Origin of the sequence: Myxococcus llanfairpwllgwyngyllgogerychwyrndrobwllllantysiliogogogochensis (assembly GCF_006636215.1) — a bacterium.
Lineage (GTDB): Bacteria > Myxococcota > Myxococcia > Myxococcales > Myxococcaceae > Myxococcus > Myxococcus llanfairpwllgwyngyllgogerychwyrndrobwllllantysiliogogogochensis.
In genome coordinates this window covers 1-8,888 of the sequence record NZ_VIFM01000376.1, presented here as the reverse complement: position 1 = coordinate 8,888, position 8,888 = coordinate 1, and the positions used below count along the sequence as shown (strand labels likewise).

The window sequence follows — 8,888 nt, the reverse complement described above, 5'->3', positions numbered from 1 at the left end:
GCTCCAGCCCTCCCACCCCTTCGGTGGCGAGGCGCACTCCCAGCCCCACCGCCATCAGCGGGTAGGTGACCACGTCGAGGATCTCTCGGCGCAAGACATCGGTTACCACCGAGATCACCAGGGCCACTCCAAGGACCGTCCACAGCGCGATGTGTCCAGGCGTCATCCGTCGCCTGTCCCATTCGCGTCCAGGCGTCCGGTATCAAACCAGGGACGCCTGGAGGCCGTCAATTGGCGAACAGCGAGTTGCCCCGGAAGACGGGGCTCACTCACCGGAGGACGAGCCGGATCTTCTCGCTGCAGATGAAGTACTCGTCCCCGTCTTCGACCTTCCGGCGCTTGATTCGCTGCTTGTTGAACCATGTGCCGTTGGAAGAACCCAGGTCCTCGATGATCCAATCGTGGCCTTCCTGGGCGATGACCGCGTGCTCGCGGGAGACCTTCCCGGAGTTGATGACGAAGTCGCAGTGCTTGCCGCGGCCGATGACGAAGCGCTCCTTGATGATGCGCTCCTGATCTCCGGACTCGGTGACGAGGTACAGGGCGTTGCCTTCGTCCTCCTCCTCGGCGAGCTCGTCGGCGGGCTCCTCCTCGGGCTCGGCCTGCTCGTCCTCCAGGCCCGGGTCGTCCTGATCCTCGGGCAGGGGCTCCTCATCCTCCTCGACCATGTCGTCGTTGGGAGGAGGCGGCTCGTTCTTGCCCTTGATGAGGCGCTCCAGCTCCGCGGCCGTCTCCAGGACGCGCTCGGCCACCTCGCGGCGCACCGGGTCATTGTCCAGGCCGTTGGCGGAAGCGCGCTCTTCAGCGGCGGCCGAACGGCCACCGGGACGAGGCGGAGGAGGCGGCTCCGCCTTCGGGGCGGGCGCGGGCGCCAGCACCGGAGGCGAAGAAGCACGAGGAGCGGGAGCCGCGGAGATGGGGGCCGGACGCGCGGGCGCGGGCGCGGCGGAGGGCGCGGCGTGCGCCTCCGCTCGGGACCTTGCCTCGATGAAGCCGTTCAGACGCGCGAACATGAAGAGCGCCTGGTTGATCAGCGCATCGCGGTCCGAGCCCATCTGCTGGGCCATCTCTTCGTACGTGTCCCACAGGTGGTCGGCGATTCCGACCTTGCGGGCGGGGCGTGAGTTCTGATCGATCATCGGTCTTGACTCGGACGGTACAGGATGACCCGGACTCTAACAGACACCTCTCCCCACGCCCAATTACTCGAAGTAGGACAGCGCGACGTCGTTGAGGGTGTTGGTCCGCACCTCGTTCAGGTTCACCTGTAGAATTCCGTCCGCGGAAGGATAGGCGATGTAGGCCAGCGCGGTGCCACCTGCCTGGGAGCCCACGACGGGGCCTGGCAGCGTGTAGAACTGCAGACCCGCGCCCGAACTGCTCGACGTATTCACCCCGAAGACGTGGGTGAGCACGCCCGAGCCCACCGCCACCACGAAGCGGTCTCCCCTGACGAGGCTTTGGCGGCCATCCACGCTGAGAATCAGGGGAGGCGGCGCCGGCGGAAAGAGGGGCACGGTCAGGTCCGCGGACAGGCCGCAGGCGACGCCAGACCCCGCGAGAGTCGTTGTCCCCAGGAAGTCGGTCGGATGGAAGGAGTAGCTCGCCGGAATCTCGTACTTGGACCCGACGCCTTCCACGTCTCGAGACAGCAGGGCGCCGTTCCCATCCACCAACAGGAAGGACTGGTCTCCCGACGCCAGCACCGTGAAGAGCGGGAGCTCCGCGCAATCCGTCGGGATGGGGGTGAGCGTCTCCAGCCGCACCTTCCCTGCTTCCCCCGTGGGCTGAATCGACGACACGACCAGGTCCGTCGTGCAGATGATATCCAGGCTGGCCAGCACGATCACGTCCCCTACCCGCACCTGCTGACTGACGTTGTCGGGCTGGGGAACCACGAAGCTCGTCGGCGTCGACAGGTCCCGTGCCAGGTCGAACGCCCCCGGGAACGCCCCCTGGTAGATGAAGCGGAAGATGCCATTGGCCACCGAGCCCTCGTAGAGGCCCTTGCGGGTGAAGCTCGGCCCCGTGGGATTCGCCGGGTCGCAGGGGTACTCCAGGGGCTGTGACACGTCGACGCGCGTGGACACTCCTCCAATGTCGATTGCTTCTTCCGCCTGGTTGCGGGCCACCACGTTCACGAACGCCCTGCGCGTATCCAGGTCGAAGTCGCGTCGATCGCTCGCGGAGAACACGGTGATGGAGCCGTTGGACGAGGGCATCAAGCCGAGCAGCGGCACGGTGGCGGTATCGTTCACCGACACCCCTCCATCGTCTCCGATGAGGGTCAGGAGCAGCGACGCATCCGGGATGAGCGCCAGCCCCGTCGGGAGACCATCCTGGGGAAGGATGGGGAGCATGGGCGCGCCACTCAGGTCCGTGGCCTTCAGCCCCGTCGTCGAGTCCACCGCGAGCACACCAGAGCACTCCGGTGCCCCGCCGCAGGAGACCTCGTCCTTGACGCCATAGACGAACCGACCCGCTGGCATCTCGGAGAACTCGTTCACGTCGGGAGTCGAGGTGTCATCCTGTCGGGTGACGACGCGGGGATGGGAGACCACGATCCGCACGGGCGTGTTGTCGAAGCCCGCGGACAGGTCGCGCGTCGCCGTGGACGGAATGGTGCAGTTCTCGCTCGTGGTCGGATTCGCATCCGTCACCAGCAGCGTGCGCCCGGAGCGCCCGGACGCCTGCCGCGTGGCCACCACGAGCTGGTTGTCCGGCAGCACCGCCATCGCCTGGACTGACTCGCCTGGCTGGAGGCAGAACAGCGTCACCGGGGCCGGCACCAGCTCGCCCGCCTCGAGCGCCTCGGGCCCGGGCAGCGCCTGACGCTCGATGCGAGAGCCACCGCTGTCGTCCTCGAAGGGCGCGTCGGGGTCCTGCATGGCGTAGTAGAGCACGCTCGGCGCAGCCGGCTCGCCCTCGGGGCGCACGTCCGGCGAGCGGGCCGCGAAGGCCGTCACCAGGCTGCGCGCGAACAGGGGATGCACCTGCACCAGTCGCGCGGGGTCCGCTGCCACCACGGAGATCTGCGAGGCTCCGGCGCTGCGCGCGTACACGTACGGCCCTGGAAGCTCCGAGCCATCGGCCTTGTAGCCCACGTCATGCGTGAGCGAGTCCGGCCGGTCCAGCACGGGGATGGCCAGCGTCTGGAGCGGGTTGGGCGCGGGGATGAACTGCCTGGGATTGGCCGACAGGTCCAACACCTGGAGTTCGTCCCGGTCCGACGACGTCACGAAGACCAGGTTCCCGACGAGCGTCAGGTCATAGGTACCAGACAGACCGGCGATGCCCGTCGTGGCCTGGGTGTCGGAGCAACCGACGGTCAGCCCGGCGCACGCGAGGAGGAGGGTGAGGGTTCCGCGCTTCACGGGGAGGACTCCTGGCACACACTGGTGCCCTGACGCGTGTCGCGCATTTGCTGCGCGCCGAGCAGGGCGACCCACCGCGCATCCTGCGGCCGGTCGAGGTTGGGAATGTCGATGACAGCGACGCGTCCGTCGCCAAAGGTGGTGGCGAACAGGCGCGCCGAGTTGTTGCGCACGTCCGCCGTCAATCCGAAGGGCTGGCTGGGCTGGGCCGGGTCCTGTTTGCCCACGAGCACCTGCGCGACGAGCTGCCCCACCTCTTCGTCGTAGATGGAGACGGCCTCGTCGCCGCTGCCCGTCACCGCCACCAGGTTGCCCCGGCCAGGGCCACGCGAGATGACCTCCAGCTCACTGGCGCTCTCCGGCAGCGACTGAGCCGACACCACACGCAGCGTGGGCAGGTCCGCCAGCGCGTTCTCGATGTCGAGCACGAGCAGCGTGTCCGGGCCGCGCGCCAGCAGGTAGACACGCTCGCGATTGGGGTCCACCTGCGTCGGATTGTCGCGCATCATCAGCGGCGCCACCGCGATGCCTCGCGCCTCGCGGATGGAGTAGATGGCCTTCAGGTCGGACTCGAGGACGCGCCCCGTGTTCGTCCGGTCCACCAGCCGCAGCACGAAGCTGGCGGCGAGCGCACCCAGCTGTTCCGTCGCGGAGTTCCGCCCGGACGCATAGAGGTAGCGGCCACCGATGGCCACCGAGTGCGCCGCGCCCGCCAGCAGGCCACCGACGCCCAGGGGGACGAAGCTGGACGTGCTCAGCTCCTCGCGCGTGGGAGCCGAGGCGGGCAGGTCCACCAGGTACGACTGGAGCTCGGACTGGGACTCCGCCGCGGGCGGGCCCACCAGCTCCGTGTGCGTCACCCACACCCGGGCGTCGGGGTTGGTGCGCTCCACGGCGACGCCCATCGGCGACGGGGCGCCAGGGAGGCCGTCCTTCGACGCGCCAGGGACACCCACCAGCGACAGCGCGTTCACCCGGCAGTCGCGCCCGTTACCCCCCTGCGCGCAGTTCAAGTTCGCGCCGTCATCCGACACGTCGATGACCTGCAGGTAGCTTCCCTCCGCGCGCGTCGGGACGAACAGGCGAGGCGGGCGTCCGGGCGGACTCCACAGGGCCATTTCCCCCGCGAAGCTGTCGATGAGCACGAAGGCCGGCGCCGTGACGTGCAGCTCGGTGATGAGCGCGGGGAAGGGGGCCTCCGTGGTGTCGGAGAAGTCCTTGCCAAAGGGCCGCAGCCCCAGGGCGTCCAGGTCCAGCGCCGTCACCGCGCCGGAGGCGTAACACTTGTCGAAGTTCGCTCCCGCCACGTACAAGAATCCGTTCGTGGATGTAGAAACCTCGGGGCGCCAAAAGGCGACACCGCTCGGATAGACGAGGTGAGTGGACGGCGGAGGCTGCGGCTCGGAGTCGACGGAACACGACACGAGCAGCAGCGCGGAGGTGACGAGGTAGGCGCGCATCAGAGGGGGGCGGAGTGTAGGAAGGGGCCTCCCCCCGGGCAACCGGAAAGGATGGCATCCATTCCCGGGAGCCCTCCAGCAGACGAACTGGGACCCCCGGGGACGTGCTTCATCCCCCGGGGGGCAGGCAACCGCCAGACGGCGGTCAGGCGGCCGCTTCGGCCTGGATCTTCGAGAAGTCGGCCACCTGGTTGAACAGGGCGCCAATCTCCGTGAGGAGCCGGATACGGTTTTCCCGGAGCTCCTTGTCCTCGGCCATGACCATCACCTTGTCGAAGAAGGTGTCCACGGCGGGCTTCAGACCGGTGATTTCCTTCAGGGCGCCAGAGAAGTCGTCCGACTGGACGAACCCCGCCACGGAGTTGCGGGCCTGGGTGAAGGCGGAGTGGAGCTGACGCTCGGCGTCGTCCACCAGCTTCTGGGACTGCGTCTGCCCGCCCGCCACGTCGCGGCCCTGCTTCTCCACGATGTTGACCACGCGCTTGAAGGCCACGGCCAGGGGCTGGAAGTCCGCGCGCCCGACGATGAGGCTCAACGCCTCCAGGCGCTTGTGCGCGGCCACGAGGTCGTCGAACCCCGCCGCCAGCACCGCCTCCACCACGTCCGTGCGGTGCTGCTCGCCCCACAGCGACTTGAGCCGGCCCCGGAAGAACTCCAGCACCTGCTCGCGCGGAGCGGCATCACCCGCCTTGCGCTTGACGTTGGTCAGCTTGGGCGCCAGCAGCCGCAGCGCCTCGTCCACCGATCCCGCCAGGCTGAAGCGATAGCCCCGGCCCAGCACCAGCCGGATGATGGCGATGCACGCCCGGCGCAACCCGAACGGGTCCGCCGCGCCGCTGGGCGCCTTGCCAATGGCGAAGATGCCACACAGCGAGTCCAGCCGGTCCGCGATGCCGATGAGCGCGCCCGCGTCCTGCGTGGGCAGCGCGTCCTCGGCGCCTCGAGGCAGGTAGTGCTCGAAGATGGCCTGGGCCACCGCCTCCGGCTCGCCACTGGCGCGCGCGTACTCGCGGCCCATGACGCCCTGGAGCTCCGGGAATTCGCCCACCATGCCGGTGACGAGGTCCGCCTTGGCCAGCGTGGCGGCGCGCTCGATGGTCGCGCTCTCCCCTGCCCGCTTCGTCTGGACCGCCAACCACACGCCCAGCGTGCGGAAGCGCTCCACCTTCTCCAGATATGTGCCCAGCTGCCCCTGCCACACCACGCGGCCCAGCTTCTCCACGCGGTCCATCAGCGGCGTCTTGCGGTCCTCGTCGTAGAAGAACCGGCCGTCCGCCAGACGCGCGCGCAGCACGCGCTGGTAGCCGCGCAGGCTCAACTGCTCGTCGCGCACGGGCGTGTTGGACACGGCGATGAACTTGGGCAGCAGCTTCCCCGCCCCGTCCACCAGCGAGAAGTAGCGCTGGTGGCTCTTCATCTCCTGCACCAGCACCTCCGGGGGCAGGTCCAGGTGCCGCTCCTCGAACGTCCCGACGACGGGGCTGGGCAGCTCCACCAGGTTCGTCACCTGGTCCACCAATCCCTCGTCCTCCAGCAGCTTGCCGCCGGCCGCCTTGGCCGCCGCCGCCAACTTCTCCACCAGCTGCGCGCGACGCTTCGCGATGTCCGCGACGACGTGCGCCTTCGCCAGCGCGGCCTCGTAGTCCGCGGGCGCCTTCAGCTCGATGGCGCCCGGCGCCAGGAACCGATGACCGTGGGTGGTGCGGCCGCTCTTCACGTCGCCGAAGACGACGGGAATCACGTCGCCGCCCAGCAGCGCCACCAGCCACTGCACCGGCCGCGCGAAGGACGCCTCCACGTCACCCCAGCGCATGGACTTGCGGAAGTTGATGGAGTGCACCGCGACATGCAGCGCGTCCTTCAGCGTGTCCGCCGCCGGACGCCCCTTCTCCTCGACGCGCGCGGACAGGTACTCGCCCTTCGCCGTCTGCGAGCGGCCCAGCTTGTCCACCGACAGCTTGAGGCTCTCGGCGAACTTCTCCGCCGCCTTGGTGGGCTTGCCCTCGGCGTCGAACGCGGCCTTGGCGCTGGGCCCCAGCACCTCCTTCACCACGTCCTCGCCCGAGTCCGCCACGTCCCGCACCAGCACCGCCAGTCGCCGGGGCGTGCCGTAGACGCTCACCTCGCCGTGCTTCAGGCGCGCCTCCGCCATGCGCTCCGTCAACGCGCGACGCAGGTCCTCCAGCGCGGGGCCGATGAACGACGCGGGAATCTCCTCCGCGCCAATTTCCAGCAGCAGGTCACGCGCCACGAGCCACCTCCGCCTTCTCCTTCTTCTCCACCGGCTTGTTGAGCTGCACCGTCTTCCAGTACTCGCTGGCGGGCTTGCCCTCGAGGAGGGCCGGCTGCTCTCCCACCGTCCACGGCGTCTTCAACAGCGGGTAGCCCAGACGCTCGCGCATCTGGAGGTAGCCCTCCGCGCACAGCCGCGCGTTGTCGCGCACGCGCTTGATGAACGCCGCGCGCTCCGTGACGGAGATGGCGCCGCGCGCATCCAACAGGTTGAACGTGTGCGAGCACTTCAGCGCGAAGTCATACGCCGGCAGCGGCAGCTGACGCTCGATGAGGCGCTTGCACTCCTTCTCGTACGCGTCGAACAGCGCGAAGAGCATGCCCGCGTCCGACTCCTGGAGCGCGTACCTGCTCATCTCCACCTCGTTGGGGTGGAACACCTCGCGGTACTTCACGCCCTTGACCCATTCGATGTCGAAGACGTTCTCCACGTTCTGCAGGTACATGCAGATGCGCTCCAACCCGTAGGTGAGCTCCGCGGAGACGGGCTTGCAGTCGAAGCCGCCGCACTGCTGGAAGTAGGTGAACTGCGTCACCTCCATCCCGTCGCACCACACCTCCCAGCCCAGGCCCCAGGCGCCGAGCGTGGGGGACTCCCAGTCGTCCTCGACGAACCGGATGTCGTGCTCCAGGGGGTCGATGCGAATCTTCCGCAACGACTCCAGATACAGCTCCTGCACGTTCTTCGGCGCGGGCTTGAGGATGACCTGGAACTGGTGGTGCTGGAACAGGCGGTTCGGGTTCTCTCCGAACCGGCCGTCCGCGGGGCGCCGCGAGGGCTGCACGTACGCCACGTTCCAGGGCTCCGGACCGAGCGCGCGAAGAAACGTGTACGGGGCCATGGTGCCCGCGCCGACTTCGAGGTCGTACGGCTGCGTGTTGATGCAGCCCTGGTCGGCCCAGTGCTTCTGGAGCGTGAAGATCAGATCCTGGAAATACATAGCTTTGGGTGTCCTTCTCGCATTGCGTCGAAGGAAGAGCCCGCGGACCCTAGTGAGGGGGTCCGGGGGCGTCAAGGACGGCGCTCACTCCTTGTACAGGGGGAGGTCCGCCAGTCGAATCTGCAGTTTGGTCACTTCACCGGGACGCACGGGCGCCGACAAACGACGGCTCGCCGCCTCCGCATCCGTGGGGTCGACCAACCTCAGGCTGTAGGTTCCCACCGGCAGGGGGAACTTCAGCAGCGGCGTGGTACCCAACTGGGTGGCCCCGTCGAACACGGCCGCCCGAGGCACCGTGTAGAGGGTGATCCACCCCAGGCCCGCCTTCGCCGCGCCCTTGGGCGTGCTGGTGTCCATCACCTCCGCCAGCATGTCCGGGTCCTGCGTCACGGTGGTGACCGGCTCGGGCACATCCTTGGCCTTGCTCTCGGCGCGGCGAGGGGTGGGCTTGCCGGAGGCCTCCGCCACACCCTTCCCGCCAGGCGACGTCGCGGCGTCCTTCCCCTTGCGCGGGGACGTGACGGACGCGGTGCGCACCGAGGGCGTGCCAGACGGCTCCGGTGCGGCGGGTTGCTTCTCGACGGGCTCCGGTGCGGGCTCTTGCGCGGCGGCCTGGGCCCCCGGACGTGGGTCCACCGGCGCCGTCGTGCCAGGAAAGCCCGGCGGCGGGCCCGGCTTCTGTTGAGGAGGCCACGGCGCTTCCGCCGCGGGGTCCTTCGAGGGCTGCGAATCCAACTCCGCCTTCACCCAGGCCTTCGCGGAGTCGACGGCGGGAAGGAACTGCGCGCGGACGGAGGGCAGCGTCGCCGCCCAGCCCAACC

At 68.9% G+C, this 8,888-nt stretch carries 6 protein-coding genes and 1 pseudogene; all 7 read right to left on the bottom strand.

The features are described from left to right. Positions 1 to 166, bottom strand: a pseudogene (locus FJV41_RS54370) (prepilin peptidase); the annotation flags it as partial. 103 nt (positions 167 to 269) lie between these two features. Further along, positions 270 to 1,139, bottom strand: a complete 870-nt coding sequence (locus tag FJV41_RS45795; protein WP_141648946.1) for an FHA domain-containing protein — start codon at positions 1,137 to 1,139, stop codon at positions 270 to 272. Positions 1,140 to 1,202: 63 nt separating this feature from the next. Further along, positions 1,203 to 3,374 carry a hypothetical protein gene (locus FJV41_RS45790; protein ID WP_246137832.1) on the bottom strand — a complete coding sequence of 724 codons (2,172 nt, stop codon included), beginning with the start codon at positions 3,372 to 3,374 and terminating at the stop codon, positions 1,203 to 1,205. Next, positions 3,371 to 4,681 carry a YncE family protein gene (locus tag FJV41_RS45785; RefSeq protein WP_246137831.1) on the bottom strand — a complete coding sequence of 437 codons (1,311 nt, stop codon included), beginning with the start codon at positions 4,679 to 4,681 and terminating at the stop codon, positions 3,371 to 3,373. Before FJV41_RS45785 ends, FJV41_RS45790 begins: the two co-directional genes overlap by 4 nt. A 298-nt stretch (positions 4,682 to 4,979) precedes the next feature. Then, the gene (glyS, locus tag FJV41_RS45780) at positions 4,980 to 7,085 is read right to left on the bottom strand and encodes a glycine--tRNA ligase subunit beta (protein WP_141648944.1); all 2,106 of its coding nucleotides are present in this window, start codon (positions 7,083 to 7,085) and stop codon (positions 4,980 to 4,982) included. Beyond that, positions 7,075 to 8,067: a glycine--tRNA ligase subunit alpha gene (gene glyQ, locus FJV41_RS45775; protein WP_141648943.1), complete on the bottom strand. Its 993-nt coding sequence runs from the start codon at positions 8,065 to 8,067 to the stop codon at positions 7,075 to 7,077. The genes glyS and glyQ overlap by 11 nt, the downstream gene beginning before the upstream one ends. An 84-nt stretch (positions 8,068 to 8,151) precedes the next feature. Next, positions 8,152 to 8,888: peptidase associated/transthyretin-like domain-containing protein (locus FJV41_RS52830; RefSeq protein WP_497812671.1), on the bottom strand; the 737-nt coding region annotated here is incomplete at its 5' end.

What these genes read in the sequence shown, in the direction of transcription:
- glyQ (WP_141648943.1), bottom strand. Translation starts at nt 8,067, where the DNA reads ATGTATTTCCAGGATCTGATCTTCACGCTCCAGAAGCACTGGGCCGAC.
- FJV41_RS45795 (WP_141648946.1), bottom strand. Translation starts at nt 1,139, where the DNA reads ATGATCGATCAGAACTCACGCCCCGCCCGCAAGGTCGGAATCGCCGAC.